This window comes from Heyndrickxia faecalis (assembly GCF_040267745.1).
Classification (GTDB): domain Bacteria; phylum Bacillota; class Bacilli; order Bacillales; family Bacillaceae_C; genus Weizmannia; species Weizmannia faecalis.
This window is the reverse complement of sequence record NZ_CP158453.1, coordinates 230,507-249,532: the sequence shown is the minus strand read 5'-3', so window position 1 is coordinate 249,532 and position 19,026 is coordinate 230,507. Positions and strand designations below refer to the sequence as shown.

The following is a 19,026-nucleotide window of genomic DNA, read 5'->3' as shown; positions in this document are numbered from 1 at the left end:
AATACAATAAACGGCTAAAGAAACAAAAAAGTATTTTTTATATGTGGTAATTATATTTTTCATAAATTCTTAAATCCCCGTGTTTAGTTATTTTTTGTTTTAATAAACCTATTGACAGGACTGTTTGATTTTTTTGTAATCCTTGTTGCTGTAAACTACTTGTCCAAAAAGAGTAAAGGCGATAGCCAAGAAGGGGCAGAGCCAATAAATCCCCGAGATAAATTTGAACATCGCTATTATGATCAACCCTAATATTGTAAATTGGGTTACAAGCTTAGATAATACATTATTCGCTGTAGCAATTAAAGAGAATCCATCGAATTCATTCAGCCTGTTAATTTTGGGAGGATTACTTTTGCTAAGTAATAAAACAAAAACGTCATAATTGGTTCTAAGTGAGTATAAAACATATTCGTTTTTTATTGCATAAAAAAATGGAATTAAAATCAAAAAAGATAGACTTTGTTGAAACGAAATAAACAAAGTTGCAATAAAGAACAAAAACAAATGACAAAATAAATATATATTGATCGTTCTTTTTAATAATTCATATTTTGAGAATAGAATACCATTCTTTTTTAACTCATATATTTTAAAAATTTCCATCATAGAACATTCTTGTTCAAGCTTAAAAATTTTTTTGTAGATAAAGCTTGTAGTGTTTATCGCTCCCTTCAGAATGATGTGGAGCTGAAAAAACATAAAAATAAGGGTAACGATGATATTATGAATATAAGGTGCCGAGGCCAATGAAATTCCTGTACTGACAGAAAGTTCTCCCGTGATAAACAGGTCAAAAGGATTGTTCAGTAATTCTTTTGAGTTTGCTTTTAAAGAATAGTAGTCAGCATAGGTATAATAGTGCTCCTTATTCAATGTTTTATATAAAAAACCAAAGAAGGGCGTTTGATAATAAACTTCCTTCGTATCTTTTGAGAAAGCAAAAATGATAATACTAATGATGAATAGCAATACCACGGTTAAAGTAGCCGTGAGAATATGCATATGGCTAACAAACAAGGCTGCATTTTTAAAAATGATAAACAAATTTGAGCTTAGAAGTATTTCTTTTGCTTGATTATTTAAATTTGTGATGGCTTTTAATTTATATCCATAAGTAGATATGTTACGTCTTGATTCATAAATGATTTGCATGAAGATGGAAGCAACGGTATAAACGAAGCAGCATAACAAAGCTTTTGTTGTCAGGTTTAGTACAATACGGAAACCTTTATGATAAGATAACGATTTTCCAAGTAAATGAATACAAAACAGGAGCAGTTCGAACAAAATCACAATCAATATGTACTTCGTTCCCATCCTGTGTAAATAAAAAAACACCCCAAACGGCACGATTTTGGTTAAACTTTGCACCATGCTAACCATCCAGTCGAGCAGTATAACCTTTTTCATTAAATTGTTATTCTTCCCGAGATACCTGCTAAAATGATAGACCAAGTACCTTTCATCTAACATTTTTCTTGTTGTCATAACAGCTTTCACTTGGTCGCCAACAGTCAGAATCAGAGCCACTCCAATAAGAATATTTTTATGGTCCGGTAAAAAGATCTTGTTAAAAATAGAAATTAAAAATACAGATATAAAGACTTCAAACAAAAAACTCAATAGAATGTATTTTTTAGTGCTCTTTATTTTCAGTACCTTTTTTATTAAAAAACCTCGGGTTGAGTATGTATTTATGATATATAGCATAACAAGCCTAAAAATCCCCATAAACATCACTCCACAATAAAAATCAATAAATGTTTTTTAACAGCCAGGACTGTAGATCCTGGCTGTTCCAGTTTTTACCAAGCAATAGCTCTTTTTTTGCCATATTCCTTAGCTAAATGTTTTACTTCTGCAATAAACGCTGTCCATCCCATATCGAGGATTGCATCAACGCCACCTGACATAACTACTGTGACGGCTCCTATTATAGATGCTATAGTACCAGCATGCAATACAGCTGTAACAACACCAGATGCTATTCCTGCAGAAACATGAAACTTAGATGCAACGTGGAATAATCCCATATTATATTCACCTCCCTTTTAAAAGTAGACCCTCGGGATTAGTTACATTTTTAAAATTTAATATTTTTATTATTTTAACTAAAACTTGAAAGTACGAAAATCGTGCAAACCCCTTGTCACCACTGCGGTTACCCCGGCTAATTTAGAGCTAAGCTGCTTTAATTAGGTGTTTTTGATAGCTGACAGGTAATTTTTTTAAAAATTGCTCAATAATAGTATTTAGTACTTCTTCACAAAGGATATACTCATCCTTAAAAGCTTCTTTAAATAAATCAATCAATTGTTGAATCGCTTCTGCGAAGGTGATGTCAGTAAGTTCATCAACCATGAGATAAAACAACTCACCCAGGGTCCGATCATCTACCTGTTCACGGTGTTGGACTGCAAGGATTGAGTAACCAATTGCGACAAGAGCGGTATGTGCAAAGATACCGTCATAAGACAATCCTTGATATTTTGCCAGGCGGAGGTACTGTTTACACATCTTGAAGTATACTTCAATCGACCAGCGCTTTCCGTAAAGCTGAATAACTTCATCTTCAGAGAGCCGGGTGTCCGTTGTCGCCAAGACAAGGTAATCATTTCGTTTATTGCGGTTGCGGATATAAACAAGTTTGACTGGAACCGACGTTTCCCCGTCAACTGCTTCAACAAGAACGGATAACAGATAGCGTGAACGTCCGCGACGTTTCTTCTGGGTGTTAAAGATCGTTTTCACATCAATCAGTCCACCGTTGAACTGGTAATAAACTTTCTTAGAACGTTTCACCATGGCTACTCCATGAAGTCCCATTTCACGCAACTGATGAAACATCTTAGGGCTAGAAAACCAGGAATCAAACAAGACGTAGGAAGCATTCACTCCTTGAGACAAGGCTGATGATAACAATTCCAACACTACATTGGTTGCTTTGCGCTGTGCCTGAATCTTACGCTTTCCTGAAAGTGTACGGCCGTCGATGGATTTTGGGCTGCACACTTGATTCTTGCCAGAAAGCAAGGAAAAGTTAACAGGGAGGAATGTATTGCCGTCACTCCAACCGAGTTGAAGAAACCGAAAGCCACGGGTATATTTGTGTTTCGCATGGTCAAACTGAAACGCCGCAAGTTCAACGTGCTTTGCGCTGGCTCGCTCATACATGGAATCATCCACAATGAATACATTCCGGCGTGTTGGTTCGGTCAAGGGTTCGATGAACACAATGATACGGCGGCAGAGCAAAACCAAGAACTTTTGCCAATTGATTTTGCCGTTATTCAGTAGATTACGGAAAGTCTTATCTGAGAATCCGAGCTGATCTTGATGCTTCAAATAATCACGGTATGCAGATCTGTTTGAGAAAAGTGTACTGATCAAATAACAGAACAGTGTTTGAAATGGAACACCTTTTGTCTTTACAGCGTTTGAAACCTTCGCAATTTGAGATAAGCGGAAACGCAAAAAAAATGCTTCGATTGAAGATAAAATTTCAAGAGATTGATGGTCGTTTTGTGTTATAATTTTCATAACATGAACACTCCTCGATTAATTGTTAGTTAGCACTTCAATTATACCGAGTTTCCAGTGTTCATGCTTTTATTTTTGCTCTAAACCCTTGTAAGACAAGTAATGAGAATGAATTTTAGTGTTTCAAGTTTTAGATTTTAATTTAACCCGAAGGGCCTATTTTAATAACTTTTATATAAATGTTATGCACATTTATATCATTTATTGCTTGGAAATTATCAATTTGTTCAAGTGTATGTTATTAAAATGTGTGTTTGTTGACAATAGACACATGTGTCCAGTTATACCTGAAAACAGAAGGATGGGTGATGAAGTAAAGCTTTTGGAAAAAGTGTCTGATAGATTTCAGCATATATCTTTAGTGATGCCGAAAAATTTTTCGTTGACAACAGTCAGTAATTTATTAAAATAAAAAGTATCGAAAGATTTTGTGATTGATTTGAATTTTTAATTGTTCGTTTTTTTAATTTGAAATGATAAGCTTGTAAATCAAAACTTGTAAATCAAAAATAGAATACTCAAATCATATGGGGTGGGAGCTGATGGTATATCAAGACAAACAATTTCAATCAGAGGAAATGTTTTTACAAAAAATCATAAATGCCGAAAATGTAGGGGTAGCAGTAAAAACTGCCAGATTAGAAAAGGGTTTGACGCAAAAGGATCTTGCAGGCAACATATTATCCGAAAAAACGGTTCATCGGATTGAAAAAGGTCAAGTACTACCCAGTCTGTTTACCTTTTTTTACATATTGAGCAGACTAGAATTATCAGCTGACAGTTTTTTGTCTCTCTTAAGTGATCTGTTTTTATAATTTTTGCAACTGTTAGTTTAATTGGCCTGGTTTAAAGACACGTCCCAGGATGGCTGAATATGAGCCATTTAACCTAATAAAAGCAGAAAAAAGCCGGCTTAAGGAACGCCGGCCCGGTCCGGTTTTATAGCAGGTGTTCAGGCCCCTCCTGGTTATCCGTGGCGATGACGACAACGCGCCCCTCGTCGAGTACTTTTTCATACTGTACGGCTTCCATCTCCGACAATCCGAGCGCCTGCATTTTCGAACGCAGCTCATCTCCCCGCTCCCTTAACAGATTGCCGACCGAATCAACGACCCCTTGTTCTTCCATGCCGACCGATCCGGTTTCCGTTGCATCGGTTAAATCTTTTGACCGGTTTTTGTCATGCGAGAAAATATAAATATTGTCTTTCGAAAATCCTTCATTTTCAAACTCGGTTGTCTTATTTGTCGCTTCGAGCCCGTTTTCGACAACTTCTATTTTATGCATCTGTCTTCCTCCTTCCGAAAAATGGTGATGCTTCTTTTGACATTTATATAACCGCTTCCTGCCGTCCTTAAACAAAGAAAAGTTTTACAGCCGCCGGACAGGGAAACTGGTAAAATTAAATTAGATGATAGAAAGGGGCTGTAAACGGAATGAAAGACATCTTTAAAAATGACTGGGGCCCGCTTTTAAAGGAGGAATTCCAAAAAGCATATTATTTAAAATTGAGGGAGTTCCTCAAAAAGGAATATGCAACAAAGCGGATTCACCCTGATATGTACGATATCTTTAATGCTTTCCATTATACGGCTTACCGGGATATTAAGGTTGTCCTGCTTGGCCAGGACCCTTACCACGGACCGGGCCAGGCGCACGGGCTCAGTTTTTCAGTAAAGCCGGGGGTGGAGATTCCCCCTTCGCTCCGGAATATTTTCAAAGAGCTGCATGACGACCTTGGGTGCAGGATTCCGCAGCACGGGTGCCTGGTCAGCTGGGCAAAGCAGGGCGTGATGCTGTTAAACACCGTGTTGACTGTCAGGGAGGGGCAGGCCCATTCGCATCAGGGAATGGGATGGGAGATTTTTACAGACGAAGTGATCCGGAAAATCAATGCGAAAGAAACACCTGTCATTTTTCTGTTATGGGGGAGGCCTGCACAGAGCAAAAAAGCGCTGATCGACACCAACAAACATTTCGTTTTAACTGCTGCCCACCCAAGCCCGTTGTCCGCCCATCGCGGTTTTTTCGGGAGCCGCCCGTTTTCAAAAACCAACAATATTTTGCGCAAGTTGGGAGAAAAAGAGATCGACTGGCAGCTGCCGGAACAGGAAAAGCTTTAAAACGCATTCCATCGAGGAAATCCGACAATGTTCCACGTGAAACATGGCGGCTTTTTTGCAAAGTATGACAGCGTTCCGCATTGTTCGGACAGACGGCCTCTGTTAAAATAAATGTAAGAAACGGAATCTCTTTTGGCAGCTGTCATTTTAGCAGACGGCAAAGGCGGCTATCAAAGGAAGGAAACATTGTCAGGGCCGGCACCATGCCGCCATGATGCGATCGGAAGAATGAAACTCAGCCATCACCAATCTTCACCCATGCTGCACGTAACGCGGCACCAGCAGTGGGATGGAAAACAACAGGGCACAAATTTTCAGGCTGGAAATTGAACAGAGGTGCGGATATGGCCATTACAACGGAAATGCTTTTGGAAAAAATGGAGCAGGAATTGGCAAAGGCAAAACAGGCAATGCCGGCGGAACAACTCAGGGAGCATATCTATGCGGTAAAAGCTTTGTGCGAAGTTTTATTGGAAAGCCAGCCTGAACAGCCATTGCCTGCCGGTCCTTCTGTGCCGAAACCGGTGCTTAATCCGGAGCCGTTGAAAACGGAAGATGGTGCAAACGGGGACTCTATTTTTGACTTTTAATCGCAAACAATTGAAACAACGCCAGCCAAGCGGGAGTCCCTGTTTTCCTCTGCAGCTTCTTATACGGTTTGCACTGCCATCATAGCTTCCTATTGGTATCCAGCTTTGTATGGTGAACATTTACGTTGGCAGCGTTTCATATTAAAAAACGGGAGTGCATCGCATGAATATTTTTGTTTTTCTCGGAGCAATTAACGCATGTATATCTGTTGCGCTCGGGGCTTTTGGGGCCCACGGGTTGAAAGGGATCATGGATCAGAAGTATCTGGATATTTGGGAGACCGGCGTCCGTTATGAAATGTACCATGCGCTCGGGTTGATTGCGATCGGCATTCTTTCCGGCATCCTCAAATCATCCGCACTGCTCAGCTGGTCAGGATGGTTGATGCTGATTGGCATCGTCCTTTTCTCCGGCAGCCTTTATGTTTTAAGCTTAACGAAAATCAGTGTGCTTGGTGCGATTACGCCAATCGGAGGCGTCGCGTTCCTTGCTTCCTGGATACTGCTTGCTATAGCGGCGGTAAAGTGGATGTAAGAAAAAACAGCCCGGTTTCGGAGCTGTTTTTTCTTTCGCTGATCACCGCGGCGGATAGGTTGCCAGCGGCTGACCGGCTTGCGTTGTGCTACCATATGGGTATTCATATTCGATTTCTTCAGAGAAGACAACGTAATCAACATAGACCATCGGGATTAAATAACGCTGCCCGGTTTGCGGATCACTAAGGATGACATGGTCCCGTCCGGCAGCTTCAATAATGCCATTGAACACTTTAGCATTCCATTCCCGGTTGTTTTCAAACGTGGCGTACAGCGTGACCAGTTTTCCTTTATTCAGCCGCAAAATATTTTCAATATACGATTGTTCAAGCGGAAGCTGGCCGGGCAGGTTCTGTGAGGGTGCCTGCGCTTGCTGCCCCCCGGGAACCTGGTACGGCGGATAATATCCTCCGTAATAAGGCTGTGCGGACTGCCGGTAATAATAAGGATATCCGTATACGGGCGGTGTGTAATTGCCGTTTTCCAACTGATTTCCCCCTCCATTTTGCATATCGGTCTGCCCTGGTTTTTGTAAAATGCACAAAAAACAAGGGCATTCACTACATTTATGTGTATGCCGGCCGGAAACGGGTTATGCTTAAGATCTCTCGTGAAAAAATCCTTCCAGCAGGCTGGAAGGATTTTTCTTAACCAATATGCAAATAGGAGGTTAACCGTTCTTCGTCAAGCAGGCTGCCGACATAGAACGGGCCGAATTCTCCGTACCTTGCGCTGGCTTCGTCAAACCGCATTTCATAGACGATTTTTTTAAACTGCAGGGCATCATCGGATAATAAAGCCACACCCCATTCGTAGTCGTCAAGCCCGGTGGAACCGAGAATATATTGTTTTACCTTGCCGGCATATTTGCGGCCGATCAATCCGTGGCTTTTCATTAACTCCTTGCGTTCCTCCATTGGCAGCATGTACCAGTTGTCATTGCCTTCGCGCCGTTTATCCATCGGGTAGAAACAGAAGTATTTGGATTTCGGCAATGTCGGGTAGAGGCGCTCGCGGACACGCGGATTTTCATACGCAGACTCGTCCGCTTTCCCGCCGCGCACATAGTTGCTCAGTTCATTTACACCGATGTACGAATATGCCGGAATGGTAAAATCAGCAATCCTTAATTTATTAAAGGCTGTTTCAATTTCTTCGAGGTCTTCCAGGGCCGGCCGCATCGTCCATAAAACAAAGTCGGCTTTCTGGCCGGTGATGGTATATAAAGCATAAGCCCCTTCGTGTTTGCTTTGGATGGCATCCAGTTGCTGAAGAAATTGCCGGAATTCTTTCACCGTAGCATCCCTTTCCTCGGCAGGCAGCGCCTTCCAGCCCGCCCAGTCGAGAGAACGGAAATCATGCAGTGAGTACCAGCCGTCCAGTGTTTCTGCTGCTTCGCTCATTTTTTTCCCTCCAAATGTTTTTCTCTTCCCTTACTATAACACAGGTTAGAAAAGGGAAAAAATATTACGGCTACCGCGAAATTGTCTAAAAGAAGCCTTCTTTTGCCTTTGATTTTCCGGAAAAATGGATTATCCTTAAAATGGATACCGTTATACGAGGAGTGTTGAGCGTGAGTACATTTTTTGACGGGATAAAAGAAAAAGTGCGGGGGCACAACAAAACGATTGTTTTCCCGGAAAGTTCGGATGAAAGAGTTTTAACAGCTGTCTCACGGTTTGCATCCGATGAAGTGATCCGGCCGGTTTTAATCGGGAACAAGGACGAAATCCAGGCAAAAGCACGGGACATCGGTGTTTCCGTCGAGGGCGTTGCAGTGTATGACCCGGAAGACTATGCCGGTTTTGAAGAAATGGTGCAGGCTTTTGTGGAACGGAGAAAAGGCAAGGCGACGGAGGAAGATGCGCGCCAAATATTAAAAGACGTCAATTATTTCGGCACCATGCTTGTCTATTTGAAAAAGGCGGACGGTCTGGTAAGCGGTGCCATCCATTCGACGGCTGATACAGTCCGGCCGGCATTGCAGATCATTAAAACAAAGCAGGGCGTGAAAAAAGTTTCCGGCGTCTTCATTATGGTGAGGGGCGAAGAGAAATTTGTTTTCGCAGATTGTGCAATCAATATTTCACCGGACAGCCAGGATTTGGCGGAAACAGCCGCGGAGAGCGCAAAAACTGCCCGGACATTTGATATTGAACCAAGGATTGCGATGCTGAGCTTTTCAACAAAAGGCTCCGCCCATTCCGATGAGACGGAGAAAGTGGCGCAGGCTGTCCGGTTGGCAAAAGAACGCGATCCGGAGCTTGTGGTGGACGGCGAGATGCAGTTTGATGCTGCGTATGTGCCGGCTGTTGCACAAAAGAAAGCGCCGGATTCCGTGATTCAGGGCAATGCAACCGTGTTTATTTTTCCAAATCTGGATGCGGGGAATATCGGTTATAAAATGGCCCAGCGTCTTGGCGGTTTTGAGGCAGTTGGCCCGATTTTGCAAGGGCTGAATGCGCCTGTCAATGATTTGTCGCGCGGCTGCAATGCGGAAGATGTTTATCATTTGGCTTTGATTTCCGCGGCACAAAGTTTGTAAGGGAGTTGCCAGGCTTCCGGCTGTTGGGTGGACAAAGTTTGGAGGAGAACGGGTTGATCCTTGGGAGCAGCCCGGCAGGCAAATTGCCGGCAATGTCCGCGTCCGGCAGCATTGTGATTTTTTTAACAAAATGAAATAAAACTGTGTATCCATGCCGCAATGATTCGGCATGAGCGGAAAAGTGGCAAACAGCCGGCACAGTAGTAAAGCTGTTGGACATTGCGGGGGAAAATGGCCTTTGGTATGTGGCCGGGACTCCTCTTTTCCGGCTTGCACCCCCCGGAAGCGCCGGGGATTAGAGTGCTTGCCTTCTTTTGGTTTGGCTTTTGCATGATGCCAAACCTTTTTTATGTTTTATACGGCCGGAGGGAAGGCATTTTATAATGGAAGAATTTGGGGAGAAAAGGGAAAAGGCTGAATTTGATCGTATTGGGAATTTATGTGCAGCCGGGGCAATTTTTACTAAGGCATGCGATAGCCGATGGTTCAGCACTGCTCTCGAATCCTTGCCAATAGAGGGGTTTCGAGAGCAGCTTTTTGGTAGTCAATCCGGCATGATATGATAGTAGTAAAATAAATGGGGGAAGGATCAACATGGAAGAAGCGCTGCAATTGCTGAAGCAGCCCGAGTGGCGGGTGATGGACCAGTCCGGGTTGGGCCCGCAGTTTGAAGCGGCCCAGTCATTTGCGATGGACGACACATTGTGCACCTCTGTAGGGGCAAACGCCTCCCCGGCTGTTGTCCGGACATGGGTGCATCACGACACCGTCAGCCTGGGCATTCAGGATACAAAATTGCCCTTTTTTGAGGAGGGGCTGGCTGTTCTTAAAAATAGAGGATTTCGGTATATTGTCCGTAATTCAGGCGGGCTTGCCGTTGTATTGGATACGGGCGTGCTGAACATTTCGCTTGTTATGCCGGATACGGAAAAGGGGATGGATATCAACCGCGGATACGAAGCGATGTTTAAGCTGGTCCAAATGATGTTTTCGGATTTTCCGGTTGTAATTGAAGCGGGGGAAATAGCAGGCTCGTACTGCCCGGGGAGTTATGATTTGAGCATTGGCGGGAAAAAATTCGCCGGCATCTCCCAGCGGCGGGTCAGGAGAGGGGTGGCTGTCCAGATTTATTTATGCGTGACGGGCAGCGGCGCCGACAGGGCAGAACTCGTTCAGGATTTTTATGAGCGGGCAAAACAGGGCGCGGAGACAAAGTTGCAATACCCGTGTGTCCGTCCTGAAGTGATGGCTTCTTTGTCGGAGCTTTTACAGGAAATACTCACGGTCCAGGACGTTTTCATGCGGCTTTTGCAAACGCTGAAGACGCTGGGGAGCCGGCTTGTGTCCCGCCCGCTTTCGGAACAGGAAACAAAATGGTACGGCAAATATTATGAACGCATGCTGGAAAGAAACGCCCGGTTTTTGTAAAGAATGGATGATAATGGGCCATTCCTTGATCTGATGAAAGACATTCTTGAGGTGTGGCCGGAGTCCATTGTCTTTCATGTGCGGGATGAAGGACAATTTAAAGTGGCGGTAGCCCGTTTTTGTCTTTCATCGGGCGAGTGAAGGACATTTGGAGGTTGTGGTGAGATTGTTTTGTCCTTCATGGGGCGGATGAAGGACATTTGGGGCCGGTGATGGCCTCTGTTTTATCCTTCATGAAGCGGATGAAAGACATTTTGATACGCGGCTGGGAGGGCACTGAAAAAGACCCCCGGGTAACAACGTCCAATTGTTTTTTAGAATGGCTCCAAAAGACAAAACACACCGGGGTCAAAAAGCCGATGCCCGGATGATTGCCTGCCCCGGGCATTAAAAACCCATTGAGCATGCACCGCCCAATGGGTTTTGTTGTTTGCTCGCCCGAAACTTATTCTGCCAGCTTTTCGAGATTGCCGTTGCGGTCCATTTTAAATTTGGTTGCCCCGGTTTCGTCTTCTTCGAAAAGGACGTATTTTCTCGCGCGGTTCATGATTTTCATCAAGGTTTCGTAGTCTTCCTGCATGGTAACCGAACCTTCTTCGAGCTCTTGGACACGTTTTTTCAATTCTTCCGTTTCCTTTTTCAATTCCTGGTTTTCGTGCTTCAATCTTGCATTCTCACTTTTTAAAATCGTGCTTTGGAATTGCGTATTGTTCAAGTATTGCAGATAGCTGATGACCTTGACAAGGCTCATATCCCCGTTGCTTTCGGTCGGCTGTGAAACTTGCGGGCTGCCGTTTTCAGCTTCTTCCCCGTCCGGAGCCGGTTGTTCTGGAAATTCAGCAAGCGGCATTTCGCCAATTTCCTCGAGTGTTGGAACCGGCGGCTGGTACAGCAGTTTCTTTTTCCCGCCCTGGTCTTTTCCAAGCAGGCGCTGGCGTTGTTTGCGCTGTTTTTTTGCAAGCTGCAGCGCCTGTTCGTAATTATGGCGGACAACCGCATTCCAGCGGAAACCGCAGGCGGCGGATGTACGGTTCAGCTTATCGCCGACTTCCTCAAAAGCATTCAGCTGTGTGCTTCCTTCGCGCACGTGGCGGAGCACTGTTTCCGCCAGCAACAAATCATCTTCTTCGCTCCACGCATCTTGACGTGATTTCATTCTCATTACCCCCAAAATGTAAATTTTTTGTTTGTACTAAGAGAATGGACAAAAAACACGCAATTTATACCAATATGGTAAAAAAATAATAGAATTTTAGCGCACAAACGGATTTTTGCTTGTAGCAACACAGTTGGGGGGCACATACGGGAAGCCAAAAAGCCCATTAAGATTGCCTAGGCGAGGATTCTGACGGCTTTAAATGCAAAGGTTTTAAAAAATGCAGCAATTGCAGCCTGATGCAACAGATAGAAAGGGCAGCATCCCGCATTTTCATCGATACGCCCTTTTAATGCAGCCGTTGATACCTGGTTCAACGTGCGGAGTCCCGTATTTTCGCAGATGCGCCCTTTTATTGGTTTTTTTTTCGGAAAAAATAAACTTGTCAATCGACCTCCACATTTTAAAGGCTGCCTATCCGCATATTACAAGCTTTTTTTCTCCGGCCTGTCCCGGTATAATAGAATTACGACATCAGGAAGAGGGTAAAGCATGGAATACGCCAAACTTAAGCTCAGTGAGGAAAAAGTGTTTAAAGACCCTGTCCACCGCTATGTCCATGTGCGTGACCGGGTGATCTGGGACTTGATCGGAACAAAAGAGTTCCAGCGTTTGCGCCGGATCCGGCAGCTCGGCACGACTTACCTGACTTTCCACGGGGCGGAACACAGCCGTTTCAGCCACTCGCTCGGCGTCTATGAAATTGTCAGGAGAATTACAGATGATGTTTTTAAAGACCGGGTGAACTGGAACGGAAAGGACAGGCTGCTGTCGCTTTGCGCTGCGCTTTTGCACGATCTTGGCCACGGCCCGTTTTCCCATTCGTTTGAAAAAGTGTTCGGTATGGACCATGAGGAGTTTACAAGGCAAATCATCCTCGGGGAGACGGAAGTCAATGAAGTATTGCGGCGGGTCGGCAGAAATTTCCCGAAAAAAGTGGCGGAAGTGATTGCGAAAACTTCAGAAAACAAGCTGGTGGTCAGCCTGATTTCAAGCCAGCTTGATGCGGACCGGATGGATTATTTGCTGCGCGATGCGTACTATACAGGGGTAAGCTACGGCCATTTTGACATTGAACGGCTGCTCCGCGTCATGCGCCCGCATGAAGACCAGGCCGTTTTTAAATATAGCGGCATGCATGCGGTCGAAGATTACATTTTAAGCCGTTACCAAATGTACTGGCAAGTGTATTTCCACCCGGTGACAAGAAGTGCGGAAGTGATTTTAACAAAAATTTTGCAGCGCGCGAAAACGTTGTACGATGCCCGTTATCCGTTCAAACACGGGCCCAGCCATTTCCAATCGCTTTTTGAAGGCAGGCTTACCCTGCGAGATTATTTAAAGCTGGATGAGCACATCATGCTGTATTATATTGAAGTTTGGCAGGAAGAAGATGACCCGGTTTTGCGGGATCTTTGCGCCCGCTTTGTAAACCGGAATCTGTTTAAATACATTGAGTTTGACCCGGCAAAAGAATTTAAGGTGCACAGCCGGCTTGAAAAGCTTTTTGCAGAAGCCGGGATCGACCCGAACTATTATTTAGTCATTGATTCGTCCTCAGATCTTCCGTACGATTTTTACCGGCCGGGCGAGGAAGGGGAACGGCTGCCGATCAATTTGCTGATGCGAAACGGTGACCTGAAAGAATTATCAAGGGAATCGGATATTGTGGACGCGATTTCGGGGAAAAGAAGGACGGATCATAAATTGTATTTTCCGCTTGATTTGATCGAAGACGAAACGACACACGGGGAAAAGAAAAGGGAAATTGCCGCTTTGCTGAAATTGCCCCGGAGTTCGGAAATTTAGTCAGGAGTGAATGGTTTGTGTTAGAAGATCATGTAAAAATTATGGGTGCGCTTGCCATAAGCGGAGAAATTGTCGGGCGTAAAAAGCTGCAAAAAATGATTTATATTGCGAAAAAATTATCCTTCCCTTTCCAGGAAAAATTTGAGTTCCACTTTTACGGCCCGTATTCTGAAGAGTTGACGCTCAAAGTAGAGGAGCTGACCAACCTCGGGTTTGTAAACGAAGTAAAAGAGAAAAAAGGCGGATATGTCCAATATCGGTATACGGTGACAGACGAGGGCCGGGAATTTCTGGAAATGTACGAACCGGATCTGTCGGGGCTGGATGCGTGCCTGGCAGAAATGAATGGGCAAAATGCACGCTTCCTTGAGCTTGTTTCAACCGTCATGTATTTTGATATGCTTCCGAAAGAGGAAGTAAAGGAGAAAATCTTTACATTAAAGGCGAAGCAGCGTTATACGGAGGAAGAAATCAACGAGGCGTACGATTACATAGAAAAATTGAAAAAAATCGCTAGCCCTGTCCAGCAGGCATAGCGATTTTTCCGCCCCTATTCGTCGCTTTTGCGGACGCCGCCTATGGCATAATGGTTTTTTGACATTTCTTCAATGAACACGGTAATGTTTTCTTTTGGGGCGCCTACGGTTTCGCTGACCGCGGCCGTTACTTTTTCGACCAGCGCTTTCTTTTGTTCGTCTGTACGGCCTTCCAGCATTTTGACGGTTACATATGGCATGCGGGTGCATCTCCTTTTAGATGATTTCATAAAAATTGTAAAGTCTTTTTTGCCCGCCTGCAAGTGGCACTTTTAAAACAAGTGAATACCGAATGAAAATTTTGTATACTATAGTCAATATATTGTTTTTAAAGGAGACCGGTACGTGGAACAATTACAACAGTTTTTGGCATATCCGTTGAGGGATATCCCGATTGTCGCGGCGGTGTTGATCATTGCTTTTACCGTCCATGAATTTTCCCATGCTTATACGGCTTATCTGTGCGGCGACCCGACTGCTAAACGCGAGGGGCGGCTGACATTGAACCCGGCGCAGCATATTGACCCGCTCGGCGCGCTGCTTATTTTTGTCGCCGGCTTCGGCTGGGCGCGCCCTGTCCCGGTAAACCGCTACCATTTCAAAAATCCGCGCCTGGCAGGGGTGACGGTATCCTTTGCGGGCCCTGCCAGCAATTTTTTGATGGCGTTTATCGGGGAAATCATTTTTTATGTGCTCGTGGCAACCGGGCTTGGCGCAGGCCTGCCATGGTTTGTCCTTTCCTTTTTCAATTATTTTGTCTGGCTGAATCTCGTATTGTTTATTTTCAATTTAATTCCGCTTCCGCCGCTGGACGGGTACCGGATCATAGAAGATTTGGTTTCGCCGGGGGTACGGGCAAAACTGATGCAGTACGAGCAGTACAGCATCGTTGTATTTCTGGTCCTGCTTATCACGCCGCTTGGCCGGTATACGATCTCGCCGCTGATTAACAGTGCGGTCCCGTCGATTATGAAGGGATTCCAGTCGATTGTTTCCGTATTCGGATAGACTGCCATTGAGAGAAAGGGGATGTGCAAGATGGCTGAAAAAAAGAAAAAAGCGGAATTTAATATTATTAAAAATGCGCCGACCGACGGCCATAAAAGTTTTGGCACCGGGGCGCTAAACCTTGAAAATGTCTCGCCGGTGATCATTGATGTCAATGAAGGTACGGCGGTTGTCGATATTGGGGCGATGCATGCAAGGAGCGCCGTGGAAAAGCGGGTGAGATTTTCTCCCGACCGTTCGGAAGTCCCGGAAGAGGGGGCAAAACCGTACTGGCTTGTGTGGGTGACAATTGAACGCGGCGAAAACGGCCCTTATTATCACGGGGTGACAGCCTGCGAAATGGTGGTCAACAAGGAAAAACGTCGCGGCTACAAATCGCTGCCGGAGCATGTCAACCGCCTCGACAAGTCGATGAAGGGCCATATCATTGTAGACCATATGGATGACCGGTCCAAGAAGGTGCTGGCGGATTTCTTAAAAGGCCACAGCAGCGAGATGTGGGATTTATCCAGCGATGAATTGAAAGAAGCATTAAAGCCCTGACCCCGCACATTTTGTGCGAGGAACCGGCCGAAATTTCAAGATGGATTGAAAGAGCAGGAAAGGCTTGACCGCAAAGCGGCCAGGCCTTTCTTTTTGCTGTTTTTAAAAAAACGGGAACAGTTTTTCAAGCCAGTTACGGTGCTTTTTCGGATACAACTCATTTTCTCCTGCTGCGGGATGTTTGCTGCAGGGCTCGGCCGGTTCGGTACCGGATATAAAGTATGTCAGCCTTGCCACCGGGCAGTTTTCGGTTGCAATTTTCCCGGTTTCAGGATCGATTTCAACGCCGGTTACGCCTTTGGGCGGCTTAAACTCCGCGGCAGGGCGCCCGGCAAGTGCTTTTTCCATAAACCGGGCCCATATTTTTTTGGCGTACATTTTGTCGGCGGCCAACGTGATTTCCTGCCCGTTGTCGTATCCGACCCAAACGCCTGACACGAGCTGGGGCGAAAACCCGAGCATCCAACTGTCCGTGTTGGTGGAGCCGGATTTGCCGGCATACGGGCGGGTGAGGCTTTTGACAATGGAGGCGCCGGTGACACGAGCATAGCCGTTCAGGCGCTTGTCAAACATACCGGTCATCATTTGCGAGGTGACAAACGCCGCCGCTTTATCCAGCACTCGTTTTTTCTCGTGTTTGTCGTATGCATACAGGACGCGGCCTTTATAATCTTCCACTTTTGTGATGAAAACAGGCCCGTTTTGAGTGCCGCCGTTTGCAAGCAGGCTGTAGGCGTTCACCATATCGAGCAGGTGCACTCCGGATGTGCCGAGCGCAAGTGACGGCACTTTTTCCATCGGGGTTGTAAGGCCGAATTGTTTTGCGGTTTGGACGAGCACATCCTGTCCGAGCAGCAAATGGGTTTTGACGGCGTAAATATTATCTGAAACGGCGAGTGCCTGCATCATCGTAATGTCCCTATTGGCATACTGGCTGTTGAAATTATGCGGCCTGTATGAAGATCCGCCCGGCCGGAAAACGGTTGGTTCGCTTTTGAGCATCGTTGCCGGCGTAAATCCGTGGTTCAGTGCAGCATAATAAAGGAGCGGCTTCATTGTGGAACCGGGCTGGCGCGTTGCCTGTGTAGCGCGGTTAAAGGAACTTTCCGCATAGTCACGCCCCCCGGTAAGTGCCGTCACAAAGCCGTTTTTCGGGTTGATTGCCGCAAAACCGAGCTGGATTTGCGAAGATGCCGGGATGATTTCCTTCACGGTTTCTTCGGCAATCTTTTGCTGCTTCACATCAAGGGTGGTATACACTTTTAATCCCCCGAGCGCAATCGTGCGGTCATCAAACCCGAGTTTTGTTTTCAATTGCTTTTTCACAAGGTCCTGGAAATAAGGGGCAATCCGGTTTGTATCCGGATCCGCTTTTTGCACGATTTTTATTGTTTCATTGGCGGCTACTGTTGCTTGTTTTTTTGTAATATAGCCGTTTTTCACCATCGATTGCAAAACAGCAAGCTGCCGTTTTTTCGCTTTTTCCGGCGAAATGACAGGGGAGTAGACTCCTGGGCCGTTCGGAATTCCGGCAAGCATGGCGGCTTCGGCAAGTGTCAGCTGTTTGGCGCTTTTTCCGAAATAGTACCGGCTTGCGGCTTCAATCCCGTATTTTCCATGTCCGTAATTGATTGTATTTAAATAGCCTTCCAGAATCCGGTCTTTACTGTAGCTGGACTCGAGCCGGATCGTGTAGAACGCTTCCTTTAATTTTCTTTCCCAGGTTTTATCGAGCGTTAAAAACAAGTTGCGGGCGTATTGCTGGGTAATGGTGCTTGCACCCTGCACCTTTCCCATTGCTTTCATATCGGCAGCGACCGCCCCGGCCATGCGCCGGTAATCAAAACCGTGGTGATGGTAAAAGTTGCGGTCTTCGATTGAAATGGTCGCGTCAATAGCGTTTTCGGAGATGCCGTCAAGCGGCACCCAGTATCTTTGCTGGCCGCTGTTCGACTCGCCGATTTGTTTGCCGTTTTGTGCATAATACAACGTTGATTGCGGCACGGACAGCGGCGGCGGACCGAGAATTTTTGCATACAGATAGACAGCTGCCGTTAAGGCAGACAGCAGGATGGCGAAAGTAATCAGGGCAAACAGCATCAGGCGCAGGCCCCATTTGGCTTTCCGGATCTTTGGTGTTGTCTGTGTCTCCATCATCCGCACCTCTTTTTCTCCTTATTTCCTTAGTATTTAGTAAGAGAGGAAATTTTAAACACTGGAACCGAAAAAAGGATGATGGGAAGGGTGGCCCGCTGTAAAAAGATTCTTGCTTTTTTTCGGAATTTCACTATACTTTTTCCATGTGTCCGAAATTGTGAAAAAGAGGAGAAAAAGATGAGATTTGACGAAGCTTATTCAGGCCATGTTTTTATCGGGGCAAGCCCGGATTATGAAAAAAGCCGGGTAGTGCTTTACGGCATGCCGATGGACTGGACAGTCAGCTACCGCCCGGGTTCACGGTTCGGCCCGGGGCGCATCCGGGAAGTTTCAATCGGGCTCGAAGAATACAGCCCGTATCTTGACCGGGAACTTGCTGAAATCAGCTATTTTGATGCCGGAGATATGCCGCTGCCGTTCGGCAATCCGCAAAAAAGCCTTGATATGATTGAAAATTATGTCGGGACATTGCTCGACGACGGGAAATTTCCGTTCGGCCTTGGCGGCGAGCATTTGGTGACATGGCCGGTGATCCGCGCCGTTTACAAAAAATACCCGGATCTCGCTGCCATTCATTTTGATGCCCATACCGATTTGCGCACGGATTATGAAGGCGAGCCGCTTTCGCATGCTACGCCGATCCGGAAAACGGCGGAGTTGATCGGGCCCGCGAATGTGTATTCATTCGGTATCCGGTCCGGCTTAAAAGAGGAATTTGAATGGGCGGAAAGAAACGGCATGCATATCGCAAAGTTTGAAGTGCTTGAGCCGCTCAAAAAAGTGTTGCCGGCGCTTTCCGGCCGCCATGTGTATGTGACGGTCGATATTGATGTGCTCGATCCCGCTTTTGCGCCGGGGACAGGGACGGTGGATGCCGGCGGGATCACCTCAAAAGAACTGCTGGCATCGATTCATGCGATTGCCCGTTCCGGCGTGAATGTCATTGGTTGTGACATTGTTGAAGTGGCACCTGTATATGATCATTCCGAGCAAACAGCCAATACGGCTAGCAAGCTCGTGCGCGAAATGATGCTCGGCTGGGTGAAGTAAC

At 45.6% G+C, this 19,026-nt stretch carries 21 protein-coding genes; 12 read left to right on the top strand and 9 right to left on the bottom strand.

Annotation, left to right across the window (positions count from 1 at the left end; genetic code table 11):
* Positions 1-108 precede the first annotated feature (108 nt).
* The 3 genes from ABR335_RS01165 to ABR335_RS01155 all read right to left on the bottom strand — a co-directional run bounded on the left by ABR335_RS01165 (position 109) and on the right by ABR335_RS01155 (position 3,543).
* Positions 109-1,734, bottom strand: a complete 1,626-nt coding sequence (locus ABR335_RS01165) for a hypothetical protein (protein ID WP_350346416.1) — start codon at positions 1,732-1,734, stop codon at positions 109-111.
* Positions 1,735-1,808: 74 nt separating this feature from the next.
* Positions 1,809-2,036, bottom strand: coding sequence for an uberolysin/carnocyclin family circular bacteriocin (locus tag ABR335_RS01160; protein ID WP_017550351.1), 228 nt, complete (start codon positions 2,034-2,036; stop codon positions 1,809-1,811).
* Between the two features lie 148 nt (positions 2,037-2,184).
* Entirely contained in the window at positions 2,185-3,543 is a 1,359-nt protein-coding gene (locus tag ABR335_RS01155) for an IS4 family transposase (protein WP_017550350.1), read from the bottom strand.
* A 542-nt stretch (positions 3,544-4,085) separates the two neighbouring features.
* Between ABR335_RS01155 and ABR335_RS01150 the strand changes: the two genes are divergently transcribed.
* Positions 4,086-4,358 carry a helix-turn-helix domain-containing protein gene (locus tag ABR335_RS01150; protein ID WP_017550349.1) on the top strand — a complete coding sequence of 91 codons (273 nt, stop codon included), beginning with the start codon at positions 4,086-4,088 and terminating at the stop codon, positions 4,356-4,358.
* Between the two features lie 124 nt (positions 4,359-4,482).
* Here the strand turns inward: ABR335_RS01150 and ABR335_RS01145 are convergent, their stop codons facing one another.
* Entirely contained in the window at positions 4,483-4,830 is a 348-nt protein-coding gene (locus ABR335_RS01145) for a general stress protein (RefSeq protein ID WP_017550348.1), read from the bottom strand.
* Between the two features lie 149 nt (positions 4,831-4,979).
* Between ABR335_RS01145 and ABR335_RS01140 the strand changes: the two genes are divergently transcribed.
* From ABR335_RS01140 to ABR335_RS01130, 3 genes are all read left to right on the top strand, one after another.
* The gene (locus tag ABR335_RS01140) at positions 4,980-5,666 is read left to right on the top strand and encodes a uracil-DNA glycosylase (protein WP_017550347.1); all 687 of its coding nucleotides are present in this window, start codon (positions 4,980-4,982) and stop codon (positions 5,664-5,666) included.
* 344 nt (positions 5,667-6,010) lie between these two features.
* Complete coding sequence (locus tag ABR335_RS01135) at positions 6,011-6,256, top strand: YwdI family protein (RefSeq protein ID WP_017550345.1); 246 nt, start codon at positions 6,011-6,013, stop codon at positions 6,254-6,256.
* A gap of 163 nt (positions 6,257-6,419) precedes the next feature.
* Positions 6,420-6,791 (top strand): DUF423 domain-containing protein, encoded by a 372-nt coding sequence (locus ABR335_RS01130; RefSeq protein WP_017550344.1) that lies wholly within the window; start codon positions 6,420-6,422, stop codon positions 6,789-6,791.
* Between the two features lie 42 nt (positions 6,792-6,833).
* Here ABR335_RS01130 and gerQ read toward each other — a convergent pair whose 3' ends face one another.
* Both gerQ and hemQ read right to left on the bottom strand, forming a co-directional pair.
* Positions 6,834-7,280, bottom strand: a complete 447-nt coding sequence (gerQ, locus tag ABR335_RS01125) for a spore coat protein GerQ (RefSeq protein ID WP_014096712.1) — start codon at positions 7,278-7,280, stop codon at positions 6,834-6,836.
* Positions 7,281-7,440: 160 nt separating this feature from the next.
* The gene (gene hemQ, locus ABR335_RS01120) at positions 7,441-8,196 is read right to left on the bottom strand and encodes a hydrogen peroxide-dependent heme synthase (protein ID WP_014096713.1); all 756 of its coding nucleotides are present in this window, start codon (positions 8,194-8,196) and stop codon (positions 7,441-7,443) included.
* A gap of 140 nt (positions 8,197-8,336) precedes the next feature.
* Here hemQ and pta point away from each other — a divergent pair, with 140 nt between their 5' ends.
* The 3 genes from pta to ABR335_RS01105 all read left to right on the top strand — a co-directional run bounded on the left by pta (position 8,337) and on the right by ABR335_RS01105 (position 10,766).
* Positions 8,337-9,338, top strand: a complete 1,002-nt coding sequence (pta, locus tag ABR335_RS01115) for a phosphate acetyltransferase (RefSeq protein ID WP_100228779.1) — start codon at positions 8,337-8,339, stop codon at positions 9,336-9,338.
* A 383-nt stretch (positions 9,339-9,721) separates the two neighbouring features.
* Positions 9,722-9,901 carry a hypothetical protein gene (locus tag ABR335_RS01110; protein ID WP_017550341.1) on the top strand — a complete coding sequence of 60 codons (180 nt, stop codon included), beginning with the start codon at positions 9,722-9,724 and terminating at the stop codon, positions 9,899-9,901.
* A gap of 31 nt (positions 9,902-9,932) precedes the next feature.
* The gene (locus tag ABR335_RS01105) at positions 9,933-10,766 is read left to right on the top strand and encodes a lipoate--protein ligase family protein (protein WP_013860779.1); all 834 of its coding nucleotides are present in this window, start codon (positions 9,933-9,935) and stop codon (positions 10,764-10,766) included.
* A gap of 445 nt (positions 10,767-11,211) precedes the next feature.
* On the opposite strand, the gene ABR335_RS01100 is transcribed toward ABR335_RS01105, so the two are convergent.
* On the bottom strand, positions 11,212-11,922 hold the full coding sequence (locus tag ABR335_RS01100; RefSeq protein WP_017550339.1) for an RsfA family transcriptional regulator: 711 nt from the start codon (positions 11,920-11,922) through the stop codon (positions 11,212-11,214).
* Positions 11,923-12,414: 492 nt separating this feature from the next.
* Here ABR335_RS01100 and ABR335_RS01095 point away from each other — a divergent pair, with 492 nt between their 5' ends.
* Positions 12,415-13,731 carry an HD domain-containing protein gene (locus ABR335_RS01095; protein WP_350346415.1) on the top strand — a complete coding sequence of 439 codons (1,317 nt, stop codon included), beginning with the start codon at positions 12,415-12,417 and terminating at the stop codon, positions 13,729-13,731.
* A gap of 17 nt (positions 13,732-13,748) precedes the next feature.
* Positions 13,749-14,267: a YwgA family protein gene (locus tag ABR335_RS01090; protein WP_035190074.1), complete on the top strand. Its 519-nt coding sequence runs from the start codon at positions 13,749-13,751 to the stop codon at positions 14,265-14,267.
* Positions 14,268-14,281: 14 nt separating this feature from the next.
* On the opposite strand, the gene ABR335_RS01085 is transcribed toward ABR335_RS01090, so the two are convergent.
* On the bottom strand, positions 14,282-14,467 hold the full coding sequence (locus ABR335_RS01085) for a 2-hydroxymuconate tautomerase (RefSeq protein WP_035190072.1): 186 nt from the start codon (positions 14,465-14,467) through the stop codon (positions 14,282-14,284).
* Positions 14,468-14,612: 145 nt separating this feature from the next.
* On the opposite strand from ABR335_RS01085, the gene ABR335_RS01080 reads away from it, so the two are divergent.
* On the top strand, positions 14,613-15,275 hold the full coding sequence (locus tag ABR335_RS01080) for a site-2 protease family protein (protein ID WP_017550335.1): 663 nt from the start codon (positions 14,613-14,615) through the stop codon (positions 15,273-15,275).
* A 30-nt stretch (positions 15,276-15,305) separates the two neighbouring features.
* Entirely contained in the window at positions 15,306-15,818 is a 513-nt protein-coding gene (locus ABR335_RS01075) for a YwhD family protein (protein ID WP_350346414.1), read from the top strand.
* Positions 15,819-15,920: 102 nt separating this feature from the next.
* Here the strand turns inward: ABR335_RS01075 and ABR335_RS01070 are convergent, their stop codons facing one another.
* Positions 15,921-17,972, bottom strand: a complete 2,052-nt coding sequence (locus tag ABR335_RS01070) for a transglycosylase domain-containing protein (protein WP_350346413.1) — start codon at positions 17,970-17,972, stop codon at positions 15,921-15,923.
* Positions 17,973-18,152: 180 nt separating this feature from the next.
* Here ABR335_RS01070 and speB point away from each other — a divergent pair, with 180 nt between their 5' ends.
* A complete protein-coding gene (speB, locus tag ABR335_RS01065; RefSeq protein ID WP_168985773.1) occupies positions 18,153-19,025 on the top strand; it encodes an agmatinase in 873 nt (290 codons plus the stop codon).
* The last annotated feature ends 1 nt before the right edge of the window (position 19,026 follow it).